The sequence below is a fragment of the Streptomyces sp. NPDC007905 genome (genome assembly GCF_042959345.1).
In the GTDB taxonomy this organism is placed as follows: domain Bacteria; phylum Actinomycetota; class Actinomycetes; order Streptomycetales; family Streptomycetaceae; genus Streptomyces.
In genome coordinates this window covers 115,882-138,351 of sequence record NZ_JBIBKS010000018.1, presented here as the reverse complement: position 1 = coordinate 138,351, position 22,470 = coordinate 115,882, and the positions used below count along the sequence as shown (strand labels likewise).

The window sequence follows — 22,470 nt, the reverse complement described above, 5'->3', positions numbered from 1 at the left end:
GGAGCGTCAGGAGTGGAACGGCAGCCCGGCGTCGGCCACCAGCTCCAGGTCCTCGGTGTCCTCGGCGGCCAGCAGGCTGGCCGTGCCGTCGGTGACCGGGACGACGCCCAGCTCAAGCAGCTCGGCCATCGCGGCGCTGCCGGCCATGTCGCGCACCTGGAGCTGGTAGCGCGCCGTGGTGCGGTAGGTGCCGCCGTGGTCGTCCCCGGTGCGCTGCAGGAAGCCCGAGTCGGTGAGGAAGGCCGCGGCCTTCGCCACGATGCCTGTGGTGGAAGCGGCCGGCCGGCGCGCGTCCTTGGTGGCGCCGGTCGCGCTGCGTCTGGCCCAGATCCGCCAGGCGGCCTCCAGGCCGGGCGCGTCGGTCGCCGGATCGGTGTTCTCGCCCTGCTCCTCCGCGCGCTCCTCCAGACGGCGGCAGGCCTGCCGTACGAAGGCGTCGACGCCGTTGACGGTGATCCGGCCGATGTAGGAGTCGTCGGCCAGGTCCTCGGGGCGCGGGAACGCCAGTGCGGCCAGGGCGAGATGGGCCAGCCCGTGCAGGAACCGGTCTGCGGAGTCGGCGGCGGTGCGACGCGCGTAGTCGCCCATGCGGACGGCGAACACCGAGTCCTCGGCGGCCGTCACGGCCATCCCCGCGCGCGGGGACACCTCCAGCACCACCAGCCCGAGCCCGGCGGCGACGGCGTCGCAAAGCCGCGCGAACGCCGGGTCGTCACGGTAGCGGCGCAGCAGCTCCGTGTACTCCTGGTCGCGGGCGGGCTGCAGCTTGGGCTGCAAGCCGAAGGCAACGAGCCGCGCCGCGTCGGCGGCGTCGGCGGGGGTGACCGCGCTGGTCACCGACGGGGCCGGGGCCTCGGCCTCGCTCCACTCGACGTGCTCGCTCACGACTGCAACTCCTCGGTCTCGGAAGGGTGGGGGTGGGCGACTCCCTCGGGGGCGCGGAGCCGCATCCCGGTGCGGTCCCGCCGCGGGGCGCGACCGGCCACGACGGACCCGCACTCGGCTGACCGGGTCACGCCGCCTCCGTCCGATCCGCGGTCATCCCGGCCGCATCCAGCAAAGCGGTCCCCACGATCAGGTCGGCCCCACCGAACTCGGGATCGTCCAGCTCGGTCCCGTCGTCCACGGCGAACAGCAGCTTTTCCTCGCCCTGACGGTAGGCGGTGCCCACCGCCGGGCTGGCCGCGTGCACCGCCAGGAGGGCCACCAGGTAGGCCAGATCCGGGTCGCCGGTCCGCCGGGCCTCCGCCAACAGCCCGGACAACCTGCGCGGCGCGTCCGGCGGAAGGTCCAGCAGCTCCATGGCGGCAGCCAGCTGCTCCTCGCTGAACCGGCTGTCGTCCGGCGTCGCGATCAGGTCGGGCTCGGGCATCTCGGCGCCCAGGTGCTCGCGCTCCACCGGCGGGGTCAGCAGGATCTCGACGAGGTCGCCGACCCGCACGGACACCGGCGTCCGCAGCCCGGTGCCCTGGGTGAAGAACGCGTCCGTCACCCGGATCGCCCGCTCCAGGGGCAGCGGGAGCACCGGCGCGACCAGGTGGCCGTACAGGTCTATGCCGGAGGTCGTGGTGGGCGTGGCGAAGGCCTGCCGGTCCTGTTCGGCGCGGAACAGGGGGCCGGCCTCCAGCAGGCGCGACTGGAGCTGGGTGTGGCGCCGGATGCAGTCCTTGACGATGTCCACCAGTTCGGCGGCGCGGCGCTTGTGCTCGGGGTCCTCGGTCTCGTCGCGAGCCCTGCGGATGTTGGTGAGGATGGCGTTCTCGTGGCGGTAGCGGTCGGCCACGTGGTCCAGGGCCTCGGCGATCATGTCGGGCACGGCGTTGAGCCAGTCGACCGCGCGGACGTTGCGCCGGGTGGCCTCCAGGGCGCGGCGCAGGGTCTCCGAGTACTGCACCGTGCGGTACCGGGCCTGCTCGGCGGCGAGCTGGGCGTCGGCGAGGCGGCCGCGGTTGATCAGCACCTCCAGCTTGACCTCGGCGGCGATCTGCGCGCTGGTGACGTCGGTGTCCAGGGCGCCGACGAGGACGTTGACCGCCTCGTCCGTCGTTCGCAGGTAGACCGTGCCGCCAGGGCCGGGGACCTCCTCGATGAGCTTGAAGTCGTAGTCACGGCGGACGTAGGTGCCGTCCGGCTCGAACGTGCCGTACACCGCGCGGAAGCCCCGGTCCACGCTGCCGACGTTGATCAGGTTCTCCAGGACCCAGCGGGCCACGCGCTCGTGCTCGGCAACGGGCCGGTGCGGAGCCTGGGCGGCGATGCGCGGGATCAGCCGGGCGACGATCTGCTCGTGGTCGGCGCCCGTGTCGAAGTCCATGTTCAGCGTGACCAGGTCGATGGCGGCCAGGGCCACCTCGGCCATGCCGTACACCGAGTACTCGCCGGCCAGGTTGGCCTTGCGCGCGTCGAGGTCGTGCAGCGGCGCGGTGCAGGCGAGCGCGCGCAGCCGCCGCGCCAGCCCCTCGTCGGCGGCCGGGCCCGGCGCCGGGCGCGGCCCCGCGCTGAGCTGGGGCGGAACGCTGTCCGTCGATGCAGGCGAAGTCACGGTGCACAGACTAGGTCCTCGGTCTGACAACGACCCAAACGACGCAGAAGCGACGGTCGTCACAGAGGCTCAGGAGGCGCCGGCGCCGTCCTCACCGACCCGTCGCCGGTACACCTCGACGACCCGCTCCAGCGAGTCCGTGAGATAGGTCTGCAGCAGCCGCTCCGCCCCGCGCCGGTCCCCGGCCTGGAGGGCCTGCAGGATCTGACGGTTGCGGGCGAGGTACGGCTCGTGCAGCCGGCGCGGGTCGTCCACGACGTGGAAGGCGAGCCGCAGCTCGGCGAAGACACTGCGCATCAGCTCGTCGGTGCGTTCGCTGCCGGCCAGCGCGACCAGTTCCCGGTGGAAGTGGATGTTGGCCGTACCCAGTGCTTTCCAGTCATTCTCATGGGTGGCCAGCTGTCCTTCGGTGACGGCGGCGGCCAGGCCGTCGAGCCCGTACGGCGGCTCGCCGAGGCCCCGGACGACCGCGCACTCGACCAGGGCCCGGGTGCGGTAGATGTCCTCGACGTCCTCCACGGTCAGAACCCGGACGAAGACACCGCGGTTGAGTTCGTGGACCAGCAGCCGCTCGTGGGTGAGCAGCCGGAACGCCTCGCGCAGGGTGTTGCGGGAGACCCCGAGCGCGCCGCCGATGGCGTCCTCGGACAGGCGGGTCCCCGGCGGGAAATAGCCCTCGGCGATACGGCTGCGGAGGATGTCGGAGACCCGTTCGGCGGTGCTGGTCCGACCCAGGAGGGCGCGGTCGTCGGCCAGTCCCGACAGCTGCTCTGCCATGCCCGGAATTCAATCGCAGACCCAGGAACGAAACAACGTGGGTATTGAAGGATCGTTGAACGATCCTCTACGGTGCTCCGCACGGCACACCTGCCGGCTTCCGCACGGCACTGCTCAGTTCCCCGCACCCTCCGTCCCCTCTCTGCGAGGTGCCCATGAGCACGACTCCTCCGCCCCGGTCCGCTCCGCCAGGCGTACGCCCCGCACCAGGTGAACGCGCCGCCGAGGACGGCGCGTTCGGCTGGCTGCGCGCCCTCGGCCCGCGCGGTCGGCGCGCCTTCGCCGGAGCTTTCGGCGGATATGCCCTGGATTCCTACGACTACTTCACGCTGCCGCTGAGCATGGTGGCGCTCGCGGCCCACTTCGGCCTCGACAGCGGCCAGACCGGCCTGTTCACCACCGTCACGCTGGTGGTCTCCGCGGTCGGCGGTGCCGTGGCGGGCGTCGTCGCGGACCGGGTGGGCCGGGTCCGGGCACTGATGATCACCGTGGTCACGTACGCCGTCTTCACCGTGGCGTGCGGCTTCGCTCCCGACTACGAGACGCTGCTGGTCTTCCGCGCCCTCCAGGGCCTCGGCTTCGGCGGCGAGTGGGCGGTCGGGGCGATCCTGGTCGCCGAGTACGCGAGCGCCAGGCACCGGGGCCGTACGCTCGGCGCGGTCCAGAGTTCCTGGGCGGTCGGCTGGGCGCTGGCCGCGATCGTCTACACGCTGGTCTTCTCCTTCGCCGGCGACGACCTGGCCTGGCGCATCATGTTCTGGACCGGAGCGCTGCCCGCGCTGCTCGTGGTGTGGCTGCGCCGCCGCGTGCACGACGCGCCCGAGGCGGCCGCGGCCCGCGAACGCAGCCCGCAGCGCGGCTCGTTCGCGGCCATCTTCCGGCCCGGCACGGCCGACGACCCGGGGCTGCTGCGCACGACGGTCTTCGCGGGCCTGCTGTCCACGGGTGTGCAGGGCGGCTACTACACGCTGGCGACCTGGGTGCCGACGTACCTGAAGACCGAACGCGGCCTGTCCGTCGTCGGCACCGGCGGCTATCTGACCTTCCTGATCTCCGGGGCCTTCCTCGGCTATCTGACCGGTGGCCACCTCACCGACCGCCTCGGCAGGCGGCGCAACATCTGGCTGTTCGCCCTGCTCTCCGCCGTCTGCGTCCTGGCGTACGCGAACATCCCGCACGGCGCCAACACGCTGCTGCTGGTGCTCGGTTTCCCGCTCGGCTTCTGCATGTCGGCGATCTTCAGCGGCTTCGGCTCCTACCTCAGCGAGCTGTACCCGACGGCGGTGCGCGGCACCGGGCAGGGATTCACGTACAACACGGGCCGCGCGGTGGGCGCGGTGTTCCCCACCCTGGTGGGCTTCCTGGCCGACGGCTGGGGCGTGGGCGGTGCGCTGGTCTTCGGCGCGATCGGCTACGGCCTCGCGGCACTGGCGCTGCTCGGGCTGCCGGAGACGCGCGGGAAGGAGCTGGCGTGACGCGGGTGCACCGTACCGAGGACCGGCCCGTGACCCTTGTCCACGAGCACGCGCACGCGTGGAGCCCCCAAACCGCACGGGCCCGCTTCCGCGAGGGCCTGGCAGGTCCCACGGCCGGCGTCGCGGCGGGCCACACTCAGGCCAACCTGATCTCGGTGCCGGCCGACTGGGCGTACGAGATGCTGCTGTTCTGTCAGCGCAACCCGAAGCCGTGTCCGGTGCTGGACGTCACGGACGCGGGCTCCGCCACCACCGTCCTCGCCGAGGGCGCGGACCTGCGCACCGATCTGCCGCGCTACCGGGTGTGGCGGGACGGCGAGTTGGTCGAGGAGCCGGCCGACGTGCGTGCGCACTGGCGCGACGACCTGGTGTCGTTCCTGCTGGGGTGCAGCTTCACCTTCGAGTGGGCGCTGGCCGGGGCCGGGGTGCCGATCCGGCATGTGGAGCAGGGCCGCAACGTGCCGATGTACGTGACCAGCAGACAGTGCCGTCCGGCGGGCCGGCTGCACGGTCCGATGGTGGTGTCGATGCGCCCGGTGCCGCCGGAGCACCTGGGCACGGCGATCCGGGAGAGCGGCCTGCTGCCGGCCGTGCACGGCGGCCCGGTGCACTGCGGCGACCCGGCGGCCCTCGGCATCGAGGACCTCGGCCGTCCCGACTTCGGCGACCCGGTCGACGCCGCGCCCGACGACATCCCGGTGTTCTGGGCGTGCGGGGTCACCCCGCAGGCGGCGGTGATGGCCTCCCGGCCGCCGTTCGCCATCACCCACGCCCCGGGCCAGATGTTCCTGACCGACGCGCGCGACGAGCAGTACCGCGTGGTCGGCGTCGACTGACGAGCAAATACCGCGTGGTCGGCGTCGACTGACACCGACCGCGCACCACCCAGCACACGAGGACCGGAGACACGGAAGACCATGACCGCGATCGATCTGAACGCCGACCTCGGCGAGGGCTTCGGCCGTTGGCGGCTGACCGACGACGAGCAGCTGCTGTCCGTCGTCAGCAGCGCCAACGTCGCCTGCGGGTTCCACGCGGGGGACGCGGCCACCATGCGCCGGGTCTGCGAGCTGGCAGCCGAACGCGGGGTGACGATCGGCGCGCAGGTCTCCTACCGGGACCTCGCCGGGTTCGGGCGGCGCGCGATGGACGTGCCGCCCGCCGAGCTGGCGGCCGAAGTGGCCTACCAGATCGGCGCCCTGGAGGTGTTCGCCCGGGCGGCGGGCGCGCGCGTGGCGTACGTCAAACCGCACGGCGCGCTCTACAACCGGGTCGTGGAAGACGAGGAGCAGGCGGCGGCGGTGGTCGACGGCGTGCTCCTGGCCGACGGTTCGCTGCCGGTGCTCGGCCTGCCCGGCTCGCGGCTGCTGGAGCTGGCCGCGAAGGCGGGTCTGCCGGCCGTCACGGAGGCGTTCGCCGATCGCGCCTACACCGACCGCGGCACGCTGGTGCCCCGCGGCACGGACGGTGCCGTGGTGACCGATCCCGACACCGTGGTGGAGCGCTCGGTGAGCCTCGCGCGCTCCGGGGCGGTCATCGCACACTCCGGCGCGCGCATCGAGGTCCGCGCCCGCTCGCTGTGCCTGCACGGTGACACGCCGGGCGCGGTGGAACTGGGCCGCCGGGTGCGCGAGCGGCTGGTGGCGGCCGGCGTGCGGGTGGAGGCCTTCGCATGAGGGCGCTGCCCGTCGGCGACGACGCGCTGCTGGTGGAGTTGGCCTCGGGCGCGGAGGCGCAGGCCCTGCACGCGGAGCTGCTGCGCCGCCGTGCGGAGGGCTCACTGGCCGTCCGCGAGATCGTCCCGGCGGCGCGTACGGTCCTGCTCGACGGCCTGGCCGATCCGGTCCGTTGGGCATCCGAACTGGCGTCCTCCGTGGTTCCGCCCTCTCCCTCACGCGCGCGGGAGCTGATCGAACTGCCGGTGCGCTACGACGGCCCGGACCTCGCCGAGGTCGCCGCCCACTGGGAGGTGTCCGAGCGCGAGGCCGCCCGGATCCACGCGGGCACCGAGTTCACCGTGGCCTTCTGCGGGTTCGCGCCCGGCTTCGGGTACCTCACGGGGCTGCCCGCGCGCTACGACGTCCCGCGCCGGGCCACGCCGCGCACCTCCGTCCCCGCCGGTGCCGTGGCGCTGGCAGGGCCGTACACGGGCGTGTACCCACGCTCCTCGCCCGGCGGCTGGCAGCTGATCGGCACGACGGAGGCGGTGCTGTGGAACCACGCGCGCGTACCGGCCGCGCTGCTCTCACCGGGCACCCGCGTGCGCTTCGTACCGGCGGAGCACGCATGACCGACCGTGCGCTCGTCGTCGTACGGGCCGGGGCGCTGACCACCGTGCAGGACCGCGGGCGGCCCGGGTACGCGCATCTCGGCGTGCCCCGCTCCGGGGCGCTCGACCCGCACACGACGGCCCTCGTCAACCGGCTGGCCGGCAATCCGCCGGACGCGGCCGTTCTGGAGACCACGCTCAACGGCTGTGCCCTGCGCCCCCGTTCGACGGTCACCGTGGCGGTCGGGGGCGCACCCTGCCCCGTCACGGTGGACGGCCGCCCGGCGGCCTGGGCCACCCCGGTCGCCGTACCCGCCGGTGCGCTGCTGGAGGTGGGGGCCGCCGTGGCCGGCGTACGCGCCTATGTGGCCGTGTCCGGCGGCATCGCCGTCGAACCGGTCCTCGGCAGCCGTGCCACGGACCTGCTGTCCGGCCTCGGCCCCGCCCCGCTCACGGACGGCACGGTCCTGCCGCTCGGCGCCCCGGCCGGCCCTCCCGCGCGCGTGGACGCCGTCCCGCAGCCCTGTCCGCCGGCCGAACTCGTGCTCCGGGTGACCCTGGGACCGCGCGACGACTGGTTCACGGCGCGGGCGGTCCGGAATCTCACCACGTGCCCGTACCGGGTGTCCCCGGCGAGCAACCGGATCGGCCTGCGCACCGAGGGGCCCGCCCTGGAACGGGCCAGGACCGGTGAACTCCCCAGCGAGGGCATGGTGCTCGGCGCGGTCCAGGTCCCGCCGGACGGCCGTCCGCTGGTCTTCCTGGCCGACCATCCGACCACCGGGGGCTACCCGGTGATCGCGGTGGTCCGCACCGCCGACCTCCCGGCGGCCGCGCAGGCGGTGCCGGGCACCCCGGTCAGGTTCGTGCCGGTGCGGCGCCGCTGAGCCTCGGCGCCGGAGCCCGGCTCCGCCATCGACAGCGTGGCCAGCGCCTCGGACACCGCGGCGGACGCGCGCAGGTCGAGGCGGACGCTGGTGCCGCGCGCCCGGTGCCGCAGTTCGTCGGCGGCCAGCCGCAGCAGCTGTGGCAGCAGATCGTTGCAGCGCCGGACCACCCAGCCGGTGCCGGCGGTGGCGAGCCACCACAGGCTCGCCGAGCGGGTCGGGACGGGGAACTCCGGCTCGGACGACGGCGGCGACCCGGTGGCCAGGCCGGCCGCGGTGAGCAGGGCGTGGAAGCGGACGGCGAACTGCCGGTGGCCGCGCTCACCCGGATGCAGCCGGTCCGCGCTCCACAGGGCGCGGTCGGTGAGCCAGGCGCCCTGCGAGGCGTGCAGGTGGACGGCCCCGTACCGGTCGGACAGCGCGTGGACGACCGCGTTGACCGCCCGCTGCCGGCGGGCCAGCGGGCGGGCGAGGGCGCCGGGGAGTCCCAGCATCGCGCCGGGGTCGGGCAGGCAGGCGGTGAGCAGAGTGGCGCCCTGGCTCGTGACGGCCGCGTACACCGCGTCGAGCCGAGTGGCCACCGCCTGGATGTCGAAGGTGCGGCGCAGCGTGTCGTTGACGCCGATGACCACCGACACCAGATCCGGGCGCAGCTCGAGAGCGGCCGGTGTCTGCCGTTCGAGTACGTCGCGGGTCTGCGCCCCGCTGACCGCGAGGTTGGTGAACTCCACCTGTCCGGCGTCCTCGGCGAGGCCACCGGACAGCAGCACCGCCCAGCCCCGCCATCCGTCCCCGGCGGGATCGCCCACGCCTTCGGTCAGCGAGTCCCCGAGCGCCACGAAGCGGACGGGTCTCATACGCCCTCCCGGGCGCCGGGCCGGGCCGGCGCGTCCTGCCGCCCGAGGACCTCCGCGTCGTGCGCCGCGAGGAACGCCTCGACCGCCGTTCCCCAGCCGAAGCACTCCGCACGCGCGCGTGCCGCCTCCCTGCGCTCGTGCTCGGAGCGCGACAGGATCATCTCGACGGCGTCCGCGAACGCCTCGGCGCGGTCGGCGGCCGCCGCCCCCGCGGAGCCGATCACCTCGGGCAGCGCCGACGACGCGCTCGCCACCACGGGCGTCCCGCACGCCAGGGCCTCCAGTGCGGCCAGCCCGAAGGTCTCGGCGGGCCCGGGCGCCAGGCAGACGTCGGCGGACGCCTGGAGCGCGCCGAGCACGGCCCGGCCGGAGACGTGACCGAGGAAGGTCACCGGCAGCCCGCGCTGCCGGGCGCGCTGCTCGAGCCGCGCCCGCAGCGGGCCGTCCCCGGCCACCACGAGCACCGCCCGCCGCCCGCGCCGCAGCAGCGCCTCCAGGGCGTCCAGGGCCGTGCCGGGCCGCTTCTCGACGGAGAGCCGGGAGCACATCACGAGGAGCGCCTCGTCCCCGCCCGCGTGGTGTGCGCGCAGCCCCGGATCACGCAGCGCGGGGTGGCGCTCCATCAGGTCGACGCCGAGGGGAGCGCGTACGACGTTGCGCGCGCCGATTCGTACGAACTCGCGCTCGGCGAACTCCGTCGTGCACACGACCCTCGAGTAGACGTGTGCGGTACGGGTGTTGAGGGTGTCGGCGGTCCGCCGGGCGAGGTTCTCGGACAGGCCCCAGGTGCGCAGCACGCCGTCGGCGGTCTCGTGGGAGACCATCACGGAGGGCACGCGCGCGCGGCGGGCCCAGCGGCCGGTCCACCGCAGGGTGGTGCGGTCGGAGACCTCCAGGCGGTCGGGGGCCAGGTCCTCCAGGAGGGCGGCCACGCGCCGCTTGTCGGCCAGGACGCGGTAGCCGCCGGTGCCGGGCAGCACCGGTCCGGGCAGGGTGATGACCCGTCCCTGTTCGGTGTCGCGGTCGGTGTGCCGCTCGCCCGGCACGATCAGCACCGGCTCGTGGCCCGCGGCCCGGAAACCCCGGCCCAGTTCGCGCAGGGCCGTGCGCAGGCCGCCGGAGGCCGGGGTGACGAAGTTGGCGAGCCGGACGATGCGCAGGGATGCGCCGGTCATGCCGCCACCGCCGTCCTCCGTGCCGCGAGCACGTCGTCGTAGTGCGCTATCAGCTGGTCGCCGACGGCGGCCCAGGTACGCCCCTCGACCATGGCCCGCCCGGCGGCGCCGTACGCGGTCCGCAGCGCCGGGTCGGCGGCCAGGGTGCCCACGGCCTCCTGTACGACGACCGCGTCGCGCGGCGGGACGAGCAGTCCGGTGCGGCGGTGGGCGACCAGGTCGAGCGGGCCGCCGGCGGCGGGCGCGACCACCGGCACCCCGCTGGCCATGGCCTCCTGGACGGTCTGGCAGAAGGTCTCGAAGGGGCCGGTGTGCACGAACAGGTCGAGCGAGGCGAAGATCCGGGCGAGCTCGTCTCCGGTCCGGCGGCCCAGGAAGACCGCGCCGGGCAGGGCCTCGGTGAGATGGGCCCGGCTGGGGCCGTCGCCGACCACCACGACCCGGACGCCGTCCAGCCCGCAGGCGCCCGCCAGGAGTTCGACCTGCTTCTCGGGGGCCAGTCGGCCGACGTAGCCGACGATCAGCTCGCCGTTCGGGGCCAGTTCGCGGCGCAGCGCCTCGTCGCGGTGGTCCGGCCGGAAACGGACGGTGTCGACGCCGCGTGGCCACAGCCGCACCCGGGGCACACCGTGCGCCTCCAGGTCGTGCACGGCGGCGCTGGACGGGGCGAGGGTGCGGTCGGCGGCGGCGTGCACGGAGCGGATCCGGCGCCAGGCGGCCGCCTCTCCGGCGCCCATGTACGTACGGGCGTATCCGGCCAGGTCGGTCTGGTAGACGGCCACGGCCGGGATGCCGAGCCGGGCGGCGGCCGCCATGCCGCGGACGCCGAGGACGAAGGGGCTGGCCAGGTGGACCACGTCGGCGCGGTGCTCGGTGAGCGCAGCGGCGAGGCGCCGGCTGGGGAGGGCGACGCGGACCTGGGGGTAGCCGGGGAGCGGGAGTGAGGGGACACGGACGACGGGGCACGGCGCCTCGAGGGCGTCGACCTTGGTGCCGGGCGCGGTGGCCGGCGCGACGACGAGCGGGAGGTGACCGCGATCCACGAGGTGCCGGGCGGTCTGGAGCGCGCAGTGGGCGACGCCGTTCACATCGGGGGGAAAGGATTCGGTCACTATGACGACACGCATACGGGTGTTGTCGCCGCGCTGGACGTGGGCGCGTCAACGTCGATCTTTCCGGACGGGGAACGTCCCATGAGCGTTGGACTGCACACCCGAGCAGGTCAGACGGCCGCCATGTCCGCCTGACCTGCGGGTCGCCCCGTGTTCACGCTCCGGGCGGACTCCGGCGCGTCCGGGTGCGTTGGCCTGCGCAGACGTGCGAGACGTGGGCAGAGCGATGCCCGGCCGGGGTCACATGGTCTGTGCGTCCGGTCCGAAGCGGCTGCGGACCGCTGTCTGTACCTCGGCCTCCTCGGCCGGGTCGGCGGCGAGTCGGCGGAGTCGTTCGACGACCCGGGCGTCACCGGTCTCGGCGTGCCGGGCGGCAAGTTCCCGGGTGGTCTCCTCGCAGTCCCACAGGCACTCGACGGCGAATCCGGTGGCGAAGGAGGGGTCGGTGGCGGCCAGGGCGCGGGCGGCGCGGCCGCGGAGATGGGAGGAGGCCGTCTCCCGGTAGATGTGGCGCAGCACGGGGGCCGCGCAGGCGATGCCGAGGCGTCCGGTGCCGTCGACCAGCGTCCACAGGGTGGGCGCATCGGGGCCCTCGCCGCGTACGGCCTCGCGCAGGGCCCCGAGGACGAGGGCGCGGTCCTTGGCTCCGCCGCGGCAGGCGAGCATGCGTCCGGCGGCGGCGCCGAGGGCGTCGGGGCGCTGGGCCCAGCCGCGCGCGCGGTTGACGGCGGCGATGCTGCGCATCCGTTCGAAGGCGTCGACGGCGGCCTCCACGACGACCGTCGGCCCGTCGGCGACCGCTGCCTCGATCAGGTGGAGGGCGCCGGGGTCGTTGCTGTCGGCGAGGTAGCGCAGTGCCGTGCAGCGGGCGCCGTCGGTGCCTGCCCTCGCGGCCAGGAGGATCTCCGGCCGGTCCTCGGGGCCGGCCACGGCGACCAGGCAGCGGGCGGCCGGCACATGGAGGGCGGCACCGCGTTCGAGGCCCTGCTGGGCCCACTCGAAGACCGCTCGCACGCTCCACCCCGGGCGGGGCCCGGTGGGCCGCATCTGGCGCTGCCAGCGGTCGAAACAGCCGGTTTCATGAGCGGCACGCACGCGCGTGGCGATCGATTCGCGCGGATCCTCGGCCCACAGCCGCCAGGGCCTCGGCTCGAAGGCGTCGCGTACGGCGGCGGCCAGCTCGGCCTCGCCCTCGGGGTCGGTGGGGAAGCGGGCCAGTACGGGGGCGGCGAGGGCGCGCAGGCCCGCGTCGTCGTCCCTGAGGGCCAGCTCGTCCAGGGCCCAGGCCCAGTTGGATCCGTGGGCGGCGTACCTGCGCAGCATGTGGAGCGCGTCCCGCCTGCCGTAGGAGGCGAGGTGCCCGAGGACGGCCAGGGCGAGACCGGTACGGGACTCGTCGTCGTCGAGGACGTCCTCGGAGTCGAAGAGGTGCGCCTCGATGGCGTCCAGCTCGCCGTTCAGGTCGAGGTAGAGCCGGGCGTAGTAAAGGGAGCGGTTCTCCACCTGCCAGTCGTGGCGGGGGTCGCGGAGCACACAGTGGTTCAGGGCCGCGAGCGCTTCCGCGCGCGGGGCGGTGAGCGCGTGCAGCGTGCCGTCGCCGCGGCCCCGCTGAAGCAGGCCGAGCAGCGTACCGCTGGGCGCTATGACCGGATCGAACATGGGAAACAGCCTCACATCAAGCGTCGACGCAACCGGGAAACACGCATTACCTGGCCGCGTGACACAACGTCGGAGGGCCCGCCGTCTCTTGCTTGCTGTAGACCATCTCTCTGCCTCTCGTCGGTGGCCCATGCGGACCGCATCACGGCCCGCGCGGTGCGGCAACACCTGCCCGGCCATCGCGTCCGTGAATCACGTCGTCATGATGACCCGCGCTGTGAGCTGCCGCGACCGTATTTCCGGCGGCCCTTTACCGCCTCCCCCGTTTTCCTTGTCGTACCTGGTCAGGACGTTCGCATCAGTGTGCGCCGAACAATTCCAGGAGTTCCGTCCTGCCGAACATGCGCGCCGTGTCGACGGCCGAGGGAGTACCCGCGGCGGGATCGGCGCCACCCTCCAGGAGGGCTTTGATCACTTCCGTCTCACCCTTGAAGGCGGCCCCCGCGAGCGGGGTCTGGCCCCGGTCGTTGATCCGGTCGGCCTCCGCGCCCCGGGCGAGCAGGGCACGCACCGCGTCGGCGTGACCGTGGTAGGCGGCGAGCATCACCAGAGTGTCGCCACGGTCGTTGGTGAGGTCGGCCGGAACGCCCGCGTCGACGTACGCCACGAGCTCCTCCGTCTGCCCCTTCCGGGCCAGATCGAAGATCTTGGTCGCCAGCTCCACGACCTCGGGGTCGGGGGCTTCACTCATCGGCCGGACCACCTCTCCTACAACCGTTCAGGTGAATCGCAAGGGTACTGGCTCGCGCCTCACATGACCCGATGTGCCCGAGGTAAAGATCATCGCTGACCCCGCAGGACGCAAGCGCCCTGCTCAACCGGCCCACTGAGGGACTCCCCCACCTGGCGGAAATAGAAAGAAATTCACCCAGTTGCACCTTTTATCGTATAGACACATGCTGTGATCCTGGAAGAACTCAGGGTGACTGTCCCCTTCGACACCAGGAGGCCCCAAATGATCCTCTCCCTGTCCGGCGTGTTCCTGCTCGGCGTCATCGTCTTCCTCTTCTTCCGCAAGGACGGCCTCAAGGGCTCGCACGCCACGGTCTCGGCCCTGTTCGGGTTCTACCTGTCGAGCACGGCCATCGCTCCGAGCATCAAGGCCGGCGGCGAGAGTCTGGCGAGCCTCCTCGGCGGCCTCAAGTTCTGACGCCCACCCCCGACGCACCATCAGGAGACAGCAGTGGCCCGGCGCCCTCTCCCCCGCATTCTGAGCAAAGACAGCGCGCAGATCGCCCGGACGCAGATCGCCCGGAGCCGGGAGCTGGCCCGGACGGCGGCCGACAGCGCCACCGACGTCCTGCACCCGCTGATCACCGTCTCGCGCGGGCTGCGCCGGCTGGCCTCGGCCGGACGGCGCAGGTGGGCCGAGACGCCCAAGGACAAGCGTGGGCCGCTGCTGTTCCTGGCGGCCTCCCTGGTCCTGGTCGTGGCACTGGTGCCCTACGGACCGCTGCTCGCCGCGATCACCCTGATGGCGGCGGCGGCCTGGCAGGGCCGCGACCGCACCCCACCGGCGCCCGAAGGGCCGGACGAGTCGCAGGCCGAGCGGCTCCGGTCCCTGTACGAGGCGCTGGTGCCCTACTTCACCACCGCCGAGGACCCGGCGCCGCTGTACGCGCACGGCGGGGAGTGGGAGAAGGCCTTCGAGACACACGAGTTCGACGACGGCGGGCGCGTCGGCCACCTCGTGATCCGCTACCCCGCGTACTTCCCGGACGGCGAGCCCGAGGCCCGCGCGCGGATCGAGCAGTTGCTCACCGCGAAGGCCGGACGGGGCCGCGAGTACCACTTCGCGTGGGACGAGGAGGGCAACCGGCTCACGGTGACCGTCCTGGCACCCCTGCCCACCGACATCGCCGCCCAGCGCTTCGTCACCGCGCCGGGCGAGACGGTCCTCGGCTTCACCGACCCGAGCGAGGTCCAGCGCACGCTGCCCCTCTCCTACGGGGACGAACAGCGCGACATCCCGCCGGTCGTCTGGCGGACCGGCCTGCGTTCCACCGAGCCGCACCTGCTGGCCATGGGCCACCCCGGCAGCGGCACCTCGACGCTGCTGCGCTCGATCGCCCTGCAGGCGCTCCAGTACGGCGACGTGCTGATCGTCGACGGCGGCGGCACCGGCGAGTACACCTGCCTGATCGGCCGGGACGGCGTGCTGGCCGTGGAGTGCTCGCCGGCCGGTGCGCTGGCCAGCCTGGAGTGGGCAGCGCAGGAGACCGAGCGGCGGCTCATCGCCATCAACCGGGCCCGGCAGGCGGGCGACCCACCGCCCGAGGACACCCGGCGCCCGCTGTGGCTCCTCCTGGACCGGCCGACCGTCTTCACCCACCTCACCGCGGCGGACGGGCGCCGGGACCCGCAGACGCTGCTGCAGATGCCGCTGCGGCACGGGCGCGCGGCGAACGTGACCGTGGCCGTGGCCGAGCAGTTCGACAGCGCGGAGGTTCTGAGCGACGCGGTGCGGCAGCACACGCGCGCGCGTGTCGTGCTGGGACCGGCGGCGCCCGATCAGGTGCGGGCGGTGCTGGGGGCGCCGCCCCACACGACGCCGCTGGCACAGGTGCCGCCCGGGCGGGGGTACGCGCGGCTGGGAAGGGGGCCGGTGCACCGGCTTCAGGTGCCGTCGACTCCGGATCCCTACGATGACGCGACCAGTGAGGCGGATCGGCAGGCGGTTCAGTCGTTGCTGCCGCCGCGTACGGCCCCCGTCGATGCGGCGCCCGTGAAGTCCGTCGAGGCGGCGCCGGTCGAGTCCGTCGAGGCGGCGCCCTTGGCCGCGGGGGCTGTGGCGGCCGAGAGTTCGTGAGCGGCGCAGCGTCGGCGATCCGAAGGCGGCCCGGCGGCCGATCGCCCGGCGCTCCATCGGCGAGCGGTCCTGCGCCTCGTCCACCACGATGTGGCCGCGCCCCTCGGGGTGCTCGGCCGGCCCGGACAGCTCGTCGAGGAGGGCCGAGGCCGGCGGCCGACCAGCGGCGGCCGGCCGGTCCCCTGCACCTCCCGGGAGCCTGGTGAACGGCCCGACCAGCAACCACCGGCCGCAGTCGAAGCGCGGGCCGGGCGCGGCCACGACCGCTACGCCACGAACGTCCGCGGCGCCTCCGTGCCCCCGCTCGCGCCCGTCTCCACCAAGCGGGCCGCGGATGCCAGTCGTACCGCCGCCTCCTCGGCCACCGCACCTCCCACGGTGAACGGAAGGCGGACGTAGCCCTCGAAGGCGCCGTCGACGCCGAAGCGCGGTCCCGAGGGGACGCGGACCCCGACCCGCTCCCCCACTTCGGCGAGTCTCGAGCCCGAGAGCCCGCCGGCGCGGACCCACAGCGTCAGGCCGCCCCTGGGGACCTCGAACTCCCAGTCGGGGAGTTCACGGCGTACCGCCGCCACCAGCGCGTCGCGGTTCTCGCGGGCCTGGGCGCGGCGCAGATCGACGGCCTGTTCCCAACCACCGGTGCTGAACAGCCAGTTCACGGCCAGTTGTTCCAGCACCGGGGTGCCGAGGTCGGCGTACGCGCGGGCGGCGACCAGGCTGCGGATCACGTCCGGGGCCGCACGCACCCAGCCGATCCGCATGCCGGCCCAGAACGCCTTGCTGGCCGAGCCGACCGTGATGACGGTCGAGCCGGCCGGGTCGAAGGCGCACACCGGGCGCGGCATCCCGCCGTCCCCGACCTCCGCGTCGAGCCACAGTTCGCTCATCGTCTCGTCGGCCACGAGGACGGTCCCGGCCGAACGCGCCGCGTCCACCATCCGGCGCCGCTGGTCCTCGTCGGCGAGCGCGCCGGTCGGATTGTGGAAGTCGGCGACCACGTAGGCGAGCCGGGGCGCGGCCTCGCGCAGGACCTGGCGCCAGCGGTCCATGTCCCAGCCGGTCAGCCCCTCGGCCATGGCGACCGGCACGAGGCGCGCCCCCGCCTCCCGCATCAGCTGGAGGATGTTCGCGTAGGACGGCGACTCGACGGCGATGCGCTCACCGCGGCCCGCGAACAGGTGGCAGATCGCGTCGATGGCGCCCATCGCGCCGGTCGTCACCATGATCTGCTCGGGCATCGTGGGGATCCCGCGCGCGCTGTAGCGCTCGGCGATCATCGAGCGCAGGGCCGGCAGCCCGGCCGGGTAGTCGCCGTGCGTGTGGGCGTAGGGCGGGAGTTCCTCGAGGGCGCCCTGGACCGCGCGGGTCAGCCACGGCTCGGGGGCCGGGAGCGAGGCACAGCCCAGGTCGATCACCGAACCGAGGGCCTCCGGGGGCAGCGGTTCCAGACCGCGCGCGGGAAGCGGGTTGCCCGCCGGCACGGCGGTCCAGCTGCCCGCGCCGCGCCGGGACTCCAGGAACCCCTCGCTGCGCAGTGCCTCGTAGGCGGCCGCGACCGTGGTGCGGCTGACGGAGAGGGCCAGGGCCAGTTCGCGTTCGGCGGGCAGGCGGGCGGCCACGGGGACCCGGCCCTCGAGCACCAGGAGCCGGATGCCGTCGGCGAGGGCGCGGTAGGCGGGCGGACGGCGCGTGCCAGGGCCGGCCGGGCGGTCCTGCTGGGAGCTGAGCTGCCGCGCGAGCTGTGCGGCTCCCACGGCCGAGGTCCACTGCGCCATGACGATCAGTCCACCTTCCCAGAATTGGCCCTGGATGTGGTTTCATCCCACGCCACAGAGTGTCATGCATCAGGCCACCGCCACCACCCAGGGGGGTATGTCGTGTCCGCTTCCGGCAGTCTCGGACGACGGCTGACGCAGTTGTACGCAGGGCTCGCGCTGTACGGCGCGAGTTCCGCCCTCCTCGTGGCGTCGGGCCTGGGCCTGGAGCCCTGGAACGTGCTGCACCAGGGGCTGGCCGAACTCACGGGGACGACCATCGGCGTGGTGTCGATCGTCGTGGGGGCGGCGGTACTGCTGCTGTGGATCCCGCTGCGCCAGCGGCCCGGCCTCGGCACGGTCTCGAACGTCTTCGTCGTCGGCCTCGCCATGGACGGCACCCTCGCCCTGCTCCCGGACGTGCACGGCCTCGCCGTACGGATCCCGCTGCTGGTGGCCGGCATCGTCCTGAACGGCGTGGCGACCGGCCTGTACATCGCGGCGAGCTTCGGGCCGGGTCCACGCGACGGTCTGATGACCGGGCTGCACCGGCGCACCGGCCGCTCGGTCCGCCTGATGAGGACGGCGGTCGAGGTCGCGGTGGTGGTCACCGGCTTCGTCCTGGGCGGCACGATCGGTCTCGGCACCCTCCTCTACGCGCTGTCCATCGGGCCGCTGGCCCAGCTGTTCCTGCGCATGTTCGCCGTTCCCGCGGCATCGGGCGGCAGCACGGTCGTTGCCGAGCGGCCACCGGGAGGGGTGATACTGCGTTCGTGAGCACCATGACGCCGCCCGTACGCCACCCCTACCTGGACCACCCCGGCCCGATCGCCTTCGCCCACCGCGGCGGGGCCGCCGACGGGCTGGAGAACACCGTGGCCCAGTTCCGGCGCGCGGTCGAGATGGGCTACCGGTACATCGAGACCGACGTGCACGCGACGGCGGACGGACTGCTCGTCGCGTTCCACGACGCGACCCTGGACCAGCTCACCGACGGGGCGGGCCGCATCGCCGACCTGCCCTGGGAGGACGTACGGCACGCGCGCGTGGGAGGGCGGGAACCGGTACCGCTCTTCGAAGAGCTGCTGGAGACCTTCCCCGAGGTCCGCTGGAACGTGGACGTCAAGGCGGAACCGGCCCTGCGGCCCCTGCTGGAGCTGGTCGAGCGCACGGAGGCCTGGGACCGGATCTGCGTGGGTTCCTTCTCCGAGGCGCGGGTGCTGCGGGCACAGCGGCTGGCCGGGCCTCGCCTGGCCACCTCGTTCGGCACGCGCGGGGTACTCAACCTGCGCCTGCGCTCCTGGGGGCTGCCGGCCGCGGTGCGCAGATCCGCCGTCGCCGCGCAGGTGCCCGAGGCCCAGTCGGGCGTCCCGGTGGTCGACCACCGCTTCGTCCGCGCCGCCCACGCGCGCGGACTGCAGGTGCACGTGTGGACGATCAACGACCCGGAGCGGATGCACCGGCTCCTGGACCTGGGTGTCGATGGCATCATGACCGATCACATCGACATGTTGCGCAAGGTCATGGAGGACCGCGGCGTCTGGGTCTGAGCGCCCGGAGCGACCGGGCCGCGCCTTCGCACGGCACTTCAGCGGGGAAGCGAGGGCACGGGTGGGCACCGGCACCGTGCGGGCACAGACGGCCGAGGAGGCCGCGGGACTGCGGCGCGAGCAGCGCGGCTGGTATTTCTACGACTGGGCGTGCTCGGTCTATTCCACGAGCGTCCTGACCGTTTTCCTCGGTCCGTACCTCACGTCGGTCGCCGAGAAGGCGGCGGACGCCGACGCTTACGTGCACCCCCTGGGGGTGCCGGTCCGTGCGGGGTCCTTCTTCGCCTACTCGGTGTCCCTGTCGGTGGTCGTGGCCGTCATGCTGATGCCCCTGGTGGGCGCGGCGGCGGACCGCACCGGCCGGAAGAAGCCGCTGCTCGCGGCGGCGGCGTACACGGGGGCGGCCGCGACGACGGGCCTGTTCTTCCTCGACGGCGACCGCTATCTGCTGGGCGGGCTGCTCCTCGTGGTGGCCAACGCGGCGCAGTCCGTGGGGATGATGCTCTACAACTCCTACCTGCCGCAGATCGCCCCGCCCGAGGAACGGGACGCGATCTCGTCCCGGGGCTGGGCCTTCGGCTACGCGGCGGGCTCGCTGGTCCTCGTCGCCAACCTCGTCCTGTACTCGGCGCACGACTCCTTCGGTCTTTCCGCGACCGCCGCGGTCCGTGTCTGCCTGGCCTCGGCCGGACTGTGGTGGGGCGCCTTCACGCTCGTACCCCTGCGGCGGCTGCGCGACCGACACGCGCGCGTGGAGCGTGCCACCGCCCCCGGGCCGCGGCAGCTGGTAGCGACCGTCCGGGACATGCGCCGCCATCCGCTGACGCTCGCCTTCCTGCTGGCGTACCTCGTCTACAACGACGGCATCCAGACGGTGATCTCCCAGGCCTCGGTCTACGGTTCCGAGGAGCTGGGACTGGGGCAGACGACCCTCATCGGGGCGGTGCTGCTGGTGCAGGTGCTGGCCGTGGCCGGCGCGCTGGCGATGGGGCGGCTGGCGCGGACGTATGGCGCCAAGCGGACGATCCTCGGTTCCCTCGTGGCCTGGACGGTCACGCTCGGGGCGGGCTACTTCCTGCCCGCCGGGGCGCCGGTGTGGTTCTTCGTGCTGGCCGCCGGGATCGGGCTGGTCCTCGGCGGCAGCCAGGCGCTGTCCCGGTCGCTGTTCTCGCATCTGGTGCCGCCGGGCAAGGAGGCCGAGTACTTCTCCGCGTACGAGATGAGCGACCGCGGGATGAGCTGGCTCGGGCCACTGCTGTTCGGCGTGACCTACCAGCTGACCGGGAGCTATCGATCCGCGATCATCTCGCTGGTGGCCTTCTTCGTCATCGGCTTCGCCCTGCTCGCCCGGGTTCCGGTGCGGCGGGCGATCGAGGCGGCGGGCAACCCGGTTCCGGACAGGATTTAGCGCTCGGCACGAAAGGGCGGTAGTGTACGCGTTTGGCCTGTCAGGCGTACCGTTACTGCGCGTCAAAGATGCCGAAGCGCTGGGTGACATCTGCTAGCAGATGTGACAAACCGGGTGCCTGTGGGTAGAACAAGGGGCGGCTACGACGGCGACGCATAACCCGGAACGGGACACGGAACGGGAATCTTTACCGCCGACCGGACGTTGACCGGATGACGACGACAGCGACACCTGTCCTGTGGGCGACAAGCCCGGGAGGCACGATTCATGAGTGAGCGAGCTCTTCGCGGTACGCGCCTCGTAGTGACCAGCTACGAGACGGACCGCGGTATCGACCTGGCTCCACGCCAGGCCGTGGAGTACGCATGCGAGAAGGGGCACCGTTTCGAGATGCCCTTCTCGGTCGAGGCGGAGATCCCGCCGGAGTGGGAGTGCAAGGTCTGCGGAGCCCAGGCACTCCTGGTGGACGGCGACGGCCCTGAGGAGAAGAAGGCCAAGCCCGCGCGTACCCATTGGGACATGCTGATGGAGCGACGCACCCGCGAGGAACTCGAAGAGGTCCTCGAGGAGCGTCTGGCGGTTCTGCGTTCGGGGGCGATGAACATCGCGGTTCACCCCAGGGACAGCCGCAAGAGCGCGTAGCGCACGAACACACGAGTAACCGCGGGCGCCGTACGTGAAGACGTACGGCGCCCGCGGTTCGGTGTGTCCGGAGACGGCCCCGGAGTACCCGGTCTCAACCGGAGTACCCGGTCTCAACGGGTGAGTGGCGGCCACTGCTCCTCCGGCTCGGGGCCGGCCTGCCTGATGACCTCGCCCGGCACCACCTTGCCGTCGGGACGGTGCATGCGGACCTGCTGGAAGGCGTCGCCCAGGCTGCCCGGGGCGGCCAGGCGGAGCCCGCGCTCCAGGGCGTTCTCCGCGTAGCGGCTCACGGCCTTCTGGACCGGCGGGAGCAGCAGGAGCAGGCCGGCCGCGTCGGAGATCAGACCCGGGATGATCAGCAGCAGGCCGCCGAGCATCGTCAGGCCGTTGCCGCCGCCACGCGCCGGTGAACCACCGCGCTGCAGTGCCTCGTTGAGGTTCCGCAAGGCCCGGCGGCCCGCCCGCTTGATGACCACGGACCCGGCGACCACGCCCGCCACCAGCACCAGGAACACGGTGAGGCCGCCCGCCGCGCCCGCGACCTGGGTCAGCAGCCAGATCTCCAGCACCAGCCACGCGGCGATCCCCAGCGGCAGATACCTGCGCAGCCGGGAGCGCCGGGGCCGGGCGGTGGACGGAGTGGTGGGAGCGCTCGTCATGCTTCCAGTGTGCCTGGACGCGCCTCAGCGCGGGATAAGCGGGATCATCGGGCCACCGGAGCAAAGCCCGGAGCGGAAAAGCCCTAGGTCCGCTTGCCCTTGCCCGTGAGCTTGCCGACGCGGTCTCCGACTCCCCAGGCGGTGACCCGCCACAGGGCCTCGACGAGGATGTCGCGGCTCATCTTGGAGTCGCCGAGTTCCCGCTCCACGAAGGTGATGGGGACCTCGACCACCTGGTAGCCGGCCTTGACCGCGCGGCGGGCCAGGTCGACCTGGAAGCAGTAGCCCTGCGAGGCGACGTCGTCCAGGCCCAGGCCCTCCAGCGTCTCCCGGCGGAAGGCGCGGTAACCGCCGGTGATGTCGCGCAGCGGCAGGTCGAGGGCCAGGCGGGAGTAGAGGCTGCCGCCGCGGGAGATGAACTCGCGGGACTTGGGCCAGTTCACCACCCGGCCGCCGGTCACCCAGCGCGAGCCGAGCACCAGGTCCGCGCCCTTGAGGGCGGTGAGCAGCCGGGGCAGTTCCTCGGGCTGGTGGGAGCCGTCGGCGTCCATCTCGACCAGCACGCCGTAGCCGCGCTCCAGGCCCCAGCGGAAGCCCGCGAGGTAGGCGGCGCCCAGGCCCTCCTTGCCCTTGCGGTGCAGCACCTGGACGTGGTCGTCCTCGGCGGCGAGCTCGTCGGCGAGCTTGCCCGTCCCGTCCGGGCTGTTGTCGTCGGCCACCAGAACGTGGGCCTCGGGGACGGCCCTGCGCACCCGGCCGACGATGGTCTTGATGTTCTCCGCCTCGTTGTAGGTCGGAATGATCACCAAGGCCGTGCCGAGCGGACCGAACTGCCTCCCCTGGGCCTTGGCCGCGAGGGTCCCGTCGCCGTCGTTCACTGCTGCCCCTTCAT

At 73.3% G+C, this 22,470-nt stretch carries 23 protein-coding genes; 11 read left to right on the top strand and 12 right to left on the bottom strand.

Annotated elements, in window-relative coordinates:
• Positions 1–6: 6 nt before the first annotated feature.
• From ACFZDC_RS29425 to ACFZDC_RS29410, 4 genes are all read right to left on the bottom strand, one after another.
• Entirely contained in the window at positions 7–885 is an 879-nt protein-coding gene (locus ACFZDC_RS29425) for a hypothetical protein (RefSeq protein ID WP_391328722.1), read from the bottom strand.
• On the bottom strand, positions 882–1,016 hold the full coding sequence (locus ACFZDC_RS29420) for a hypothetical protein (protein ID WP_391328720.1): 135 nt from the start codon (positions 1,014–1,016) through the stop codon (positions 882–884). Before ACFZDC_RS29420 ends, ACFZDC_RS29425 begins: the two co-directional genes overlap by 4 nt.
• Positions 1,013–2,542 (bottom strand): hypothetical protein, encoded by a 1,530-nt coding sequence (locus tag ACFZDC_RS29415; RefSeq protein WP_391328718.1) that lies wholly within the window; start codon positions 2,540–2,542, stop codon positions 1,013–1,015. Before ACFZDC_RS29415 ends, ACFZDC_RS29420 begins: the two co-directional genes overlap by 4 nt.
• 69 nt (positions 2,543–2,611) lie before the next feature.
• Positions 2,612–3,319 (bottom strand): FCD domain-containing protein, encoded by a 708-nt coding sequence (locus ACFZDC_RS29410; RefSeq protein WP_391328717.1) that lies wholly within the window; start codon positions 3,317–3,319, stop codon positions 2,612–2,614.
• A 155-nt stretch (positions 3,320–3,474) separates the two neighbouring features.
• Here ACFZDC_RS29410 and ACFZDC_RS29405 point away from each other — a divergent pair, with 155 nt between their 5' ends.
• The 5 genes from ACFZDC_RS29405 to ACFZDC_RS29385 all read left to right on the top strand — a co-directional run bounded on the left by ACFZDC_RS29405 (position 3,475) and on the right by ACFZDC_RS29385 (position 7,950).
• Positions 3,475–4,794 carry an MFS transporter gene (locus ACFZDC_RS29405; protein ID WP_391328715.1) on the top strand — a complete coding sequence of 440 codons (1,320 nt, stop codon included), beginning with the start codon at positions 3,475–3,477 and terminating at the stop codon, positions 4,792–4,794.
• Positions 4,795–4,799: 5 nt separating this feature from the next.
• Positions 4,800–5,630 (top strand): putative hydro-lyase, encoded by an 831-nt coding sequence (locus tag ACFZDC_RS29400; protein WP_391328792.1) that lies wholly within the window; start codon positions 4,800–4,802, stop codon positions 5,628–5,630.
• An 81-nt stretch (positions 5,631–5,711) separates the two neighbouring features.
• Positions 5,712–6,470 (top strand): 5-oxoprolinase subunit PxpA, encoded by a 759-nt coding sequence (locus tag ACFZDC_RS29395; RefSeq protein ID WP_391328713.1) that lies wholly within the window; start codon positions 5,712–5,714, stop codon positions 6,468–6,470.
• On the top strand, positions 6,467–7,084 hold the full coding sequence (locus ACFZDC_RS29390; protein WP_391328712.1) for a carboxyltransferase domain-containing protein: 618 nt from the start codon (positions 6,467–6,469) through the stop codon (positions 7,082–7,084). The genes ACFZDC_RS29395 and ACFZDC_RS29390 overlap by 4 nt, the downstream gene beginning before the upstream one ends.
• Positions 7,081–7,950: a 5-oxoprolinase/urea amidolyase family protein gene (locus ACFZDC_RS29385; protein ID WP_391328710.1), complete on the top strand. Its 870-nt coding sequence runs from the start codon at positions 7,081–7,083 to the stop codon at positions 7,948–7,950. The genes ACFZDC_RS29390 and ACFZDC_RS29385 overlap by 4 nt, the downstream gene beginning before the upstream one ends.
• Here ACFZDC_RS29385 and ACFZDC_RS29380 read toward each other — a convergent pair.
• From ACFZDC_RS29380 to ACFZDC_RS29360, 5 genes are all read right to left on the bottom strand, one after another.
• Positions 7,851–8,807, bottom strand: coding sequence for a GDSL-type esterase/lipase family protein (locus ACFZDC_RS29380; RefSeq protein ID WP_391328708.1), 957 nt, complete (start codon positions 8,805–8,807; stop codon positions 7,851–7,853). The two genes, ACFZDC_RS29385 and ACFZDC_RS29380, sit on opposite strands and share 100 nt — an antisense overlap.
• Positions 8,804–9,982, bottom strand: coding sequence for a glycosyltransferase (locus ACFZDC_RS29375; RefSeq protein WP_391328706.1), 1,179 nt, complete (start codon positions 9,980–9,982; stop codon positions 8,804–8,806). Before ACFZDC_RS29375 ends, ACFZDC_RS29380 begins: the two co-directional genes overlap by 4 nt.
• Entirely contained in the window at positions 9,979–11,109 is a 1,131-nt protein-coding gene (locus tag ACFZDC_RS29370; protein ID WP_391328704.1) for a glycosyltransferase, read from the bottom strand. The genes ACFZDC_RS29375 and ACFZDC_RS29370 overlap by 4 nt, the downstream gene beginning before the upstream one ends.
• A 225-nt stretch (positions 11,110–11,334) precedes the next feature.
• Positions 11,335–12,753, bottom strand: a complete 1,419-nt coding sequence (locus ACFZDC_RS29365; RefSeq protein WP_391328703.1) for a HEAT repeat domain-containing protein — start codon at positions 12,751–12,753, stop codon at positions 11,335–11,337.
• Positions 12,754–13,051: 298 nt separating this feature from the next.
• Positions 13,052–13,444 carry an ankyrin repeat domain-containing protein gene (locus ACFZDC_RS29360; RefSeq protein ID WP_391328701.1) on the bottom strand — a complete coding sequence of 131 codons (393 nt, stop codon included), beginning with the start codon at positions 13,442–13,444 and terminating at the stop codon, positions 13,052–13,054.
• 264 nt (positions 13,445–13,708) lie between these two features.
• On the opposite strand from ACFZDC_RS29360, the gene ACFZDC_RS29355 reads away from it, so the two are divergent.
• Together ACFZDC_RS29355 and ACFZDC_RS29350 are read left to right on the top strand one after the other, a co-directional pair.
• Positions 13,709–13,903: a hypothetical protein gene (locus ACFZDC_RS29355; RefSeq protein ID WP_073899278.1), complete on the top strand. Its 195-nt coding sequence runs from the start codon at positions 13,709–13,711 to the stop codon at positions 13,901–13,903.
• A 33-nt stretch (positions 13,904–13,936) separates the two neighbouring features.
• Positions 13,937–15,562, top strand: coding sequence for a hypothetical protein (locus ACFZDC_RS29350; RefSeq protein WP_391328698.1), 1,626 nt, complete (start codon positions 13,937–13,939; stop codon positions 15,560–15,562).
• 266 nt (positions 15,563–15,828) lie between these two features.
• Here ACFZDC_RS29350 and ACFZDC_RS29345 read toward each other — a convergent pair whose 3' ends face one another.
• A complete protein-coding gene (locus ACFZDC_RS29345) occupies positions 15,829–17,337 on the bottom strand; it encodes an aminotransferase class I/II-fold pyridoxal phosphate-dependent enzyme (protein WP_391328696.1) in 1,509 nt (502 codons plus the stop codon).
• Positions 17,338–17,439: 102 nt separating this feature from the next.
• Here ACFZDC_RS29345 and ACFZDC_RS29340 point away from each other — a divergent pair, with 102 nt between their 5' ends.
• From ACFZDC_RS29340 to ACFZDC_RS29325, 4 genes are all read left to right on the top strand, one after another.
• Positions 17,440–18,093 carry a YitT family protein gene (locus ACFZDC_RS29340; protein ID WP_391328694.1) on the top strand — a complete coding sequence of 218 codons (654 nt, stop codon included), beginning with the start codon at positions 17,440–17,442 and terminating at the stop codon, positions 18,091–18,093.
• A 5-nt stretch (positions 18,094–18,098) separates the two neighbouring features.
• Positions 18,099–18,866: a glycerophosphodiester phosphodiesterase family protein gene (locus ACFZDC_RS29335; RefSeq protein ID WP_391328790.1), complete on the top strand. Its 768-nt coding sequence runs from the start codon at positions 18,099–18,101 to the stop codon at positions 18,864–18,866.
• 61 nt (positions 18,867–18,927) lie between these two features.
• The gene (locus ACFZDC_RS29330; RefSeq protein ID WP_391328693.1) at positions 18,928–20,274 is read left to right on the top strand and encodes an MFS transporter; all 1,347 of its coding nucleotides are present in this window, start codon (positions 18,928–18,930) and stop codon (positions 20,272–20,274) included.
• 267 nt (positions 20,275–20,541) lie between these two features.
• Positions 20,542–20,916, top strand: a complete 375-nt coding sequence (locus ACFZDC_RS29325; RefSeq protein WP_003977404.1) for an RNA polymerase-binding protein RbpA — start codon at positions 20,542–20,544, stop codon at positions 20,914–20,916.
• A gap of 113 nt (positions 20,917–21,029) precedes the next feature.
• On the opposite strand, the gene fxsA is transcribed toward ACFZDC_RS29325, so the two are convergent.
• Together fxsA and ACFZDC_RS29315 are read right to left on the bottom strand one after the other, a co-directional pair.
• On the bottom strand, positions 21,030–21,578 hold the full coding sequence (gene fxsA / locus ACFZDC_RS29320; protein ID WP_391328691.1) for an FxsA family membrane protein: 549 nt from the start codon (positions 21,576–21,578) through the stop codon (positions 21,030–21,032).
• Between the two features lie 83 nt (positions 21,579–21,661).
• Complete coding sequence (locus tag ACFZDC_RS29315; RefSeq protein ID WP_391328689.1) at positions 21,662–22,456, bottom strand: glycosyltransferase; 795 nt, start codon at positions 22,454–22,456, stop codon at positions 21,662–21,664.
• Between the last annotated feature and the right edge of the window lie 14 nt (positions 22,457–22,470).

What these genes read in the sequence shown, in the direction of transcription:
- ACFZDC_RS29410 (WP_391328717.1), bottom strand. Translation starts at nt 3,319, where the DNA reads ATGGCAGAGCAGCTGTCGGGACTGGCCGACGACCGCGCCCTCCTGGGT.
- ACFZDC_RS29375 (WP_391328706.1), bottom strand. Translation starts at nt 9,982, where the DNA reads ATGACCGGCGCATCCCTGCGCATCGTCCGGCTCGCCAACTTCGTCACC.
- ACFZDC_RS29405 (WP_391328715.1), top strand. Translation starts at nt 3,475, where the DNA reads ATGAGCACGACTCCTCCGCCCCGGTCCGCTCCGCCAGGCGTACGCCCC.
- ACFZDC_RS29335 (WP_391328790.1), top strand. Translation starts at nt 18,099, where the DNA reads ATGACGCCGCCCGTACGCCACCCCTACCTGGACCACCCCGGCCCGATC.
- ACFZDC_RS29345 (WP_391328696.1), bottom strand. Translation starts at nt 17,337, where the DNA reads ATGGCGCAGTGGACCTCGGCCGTGGGAGCCGCACAGCTCGCGCGGCAG.
- fxsA (WP_391328691.1), bottom strand. Translation starts at nt 21,578, where the DNA reads ATGACGAGCGCTCCCACCACTCCGTCCACCGCCCGGCCCCGGCGCTCC.
- ACFZDC_RS29390 (WP_391328712.1), top strand. Translation starts at nt 6,467, where the DNA reads ATGAGGGCGCTGCCCGTCGGCGACGACGCGCTGCTGGTGGAGTTGGCC.
- ACFZDC_RS29355 (WP_073899278.1), top strand. Translation starts at nt 13,709, where the DNA reads ATGATCCTCTCCCTGTCCGGCGTGTTCCTGCTCGGCGTCATCGTCTTC.
- ACFZDC_RS29360 (WP_391328701.1), bottom strand. Translation starts at nt 13,444, where the DNA reads ATGAGTGAAGCCCCCGACCCCGAGGTCGTGGAGCTGGCGACCAAGATC.
- ACFZDC_RS29365 (WP_391328703.1), bottom strand. Translation starts at nt 12,753, where the DNA reads ATGTTCGATCCGGTCATAGCGCCCAGCGGTACGCTGCTCGGCCTGCTT.
- ACFZDC_RS29380 (WP_391328708.1), bottom strand. Translation starts at nt 8,807, where the DNA reads ATGAGACCCGTCCGCTTCGTGGCGCTCGGGGACTCGCTGACCGAAGGC.
- ACFZDC_RS29395 (WP_391328713.1), top strand. Translation starts at nt 5,712, where the DNA reads ATGACCGCGATCGATCTGAACGCCGACCTCGGCGAGGGCTTCGGCCGT.
- ACFZDC_RS29370 (WP_391328704.1), bottom strand. Translation starts at nt 11,109, where the DNA reads ATGCGTGTCGTCATAGTGACCGAATCCTTTCCCCCCGATGTGAACGGC.
- ACFZDC_RS29325 (WP_003977404.1), top strand. Translation starts at nt 20,542, where the DNA reads ATGAGTGAGCGAGCTCTTCGCGGTACGCGCCTCGTAGTGACCAGCTAC.
- ACFZDC_RS29385 (WP_391328710.1), top strand. Translation starts at nt 7,081, where the DNA reads ATGACCGACCGTGCGCTCGTCGTCGTACGGGCCGGGGCGCTGACCACC.